Source organism: Salinisphaera sp. SWV1 (genome assembly GCF_052044155.1).
Taxonomy (GTDB): Bacteria; Pseudomonadota; Gammaproteobacteria; order Nevskiales; family Salinisphaeraceae; genus Salinisphaera.
The window spans coordinates 1-827 of sequence record NZ_JBQDYE010000112.1; the positions used below are offsets into that span (position 1 = coordinate 1).

Genomic DNA, 827 nt, shown 5'->3' on the forward strand with positions numbered 1-827 from the left:
AGCGCGGCCCGCGGCGTAGCGCCTTCCAGCCGGGCGCTGATGAAGCCGACCGCAAAACCGTCACCCGCGCCGACCGTATCCACGACCCGCTCGACCGCCCGGCCCGCCACCCGGCAGCGGTCCTGGGCCGACTGCCAGTACGCGCCTTCGGCGCCGAGCTTGACCACGACTTCGCCGGCACCGGCGCCGAGATAGAAATCTGCGATGGCCTCGGGCACGCGCGAGCCGGTCAGAATCTCGCCTTCGTCGATGCCGGGCAGCACCCAATCGGCCTTGGCCGCGAGGGCGTTGATCGCCTCGCGCATAGCCTGTTCGCTTGTCCACAGGCTCGGCCGCAGGTTGGGATCGAACGAGATCGTGCCGCCGGCCGCGCGCATGGCATCCATGGCGTGATGACACAAGGCCTGCGCGGAACCGCTGATCGCCGCCGGGATACCGGTGCAATGCAGATGCCGCGCGCCGGCCATGCGTTCGGCCGGCAAATCGGCCGGGCCGAGGGCGCTGGCGGCCGAGCCCCGGCGGAAATATTCGGTCTCCGGATCGCTGCCATCCTCGCTGCGCGACTTGATCTGCAGGCCGGTGGGGCGCGTGTCGTCGACGACCACGTGGCGGCCGTCGATGCCCTCGGCGGCCAGCGATTCGACGATGAAGCGGCCGAAGGCATCGTTGCCGACGCGGCTGGTCCAGTCCACGGCGAGCCCGAGCCGGGCCAGGCCGATGGCAACATTGCTGTCCGCACCGGCGAGCCGGCGGGTGAAATGGGTCACGTGCGCCAGATCGCCGGGCGTGTCGGCCGCGAACAGGGCCATGCTTTCGCCGAAGGTGAC

Annotated in this window: 1 protein-coding gene; it reads right to left on the reverse strand. The window is 70.7% G+C overall.

The window, feature by feature from the left end; translation table 11 throughout:
* Positions 1 to 827: sugar kinase (locus ACS8YF_RS19670; protein ID WP_440851783.1), on the reverse strand; the 827-nt coding region annotated here is incomplete at both ends.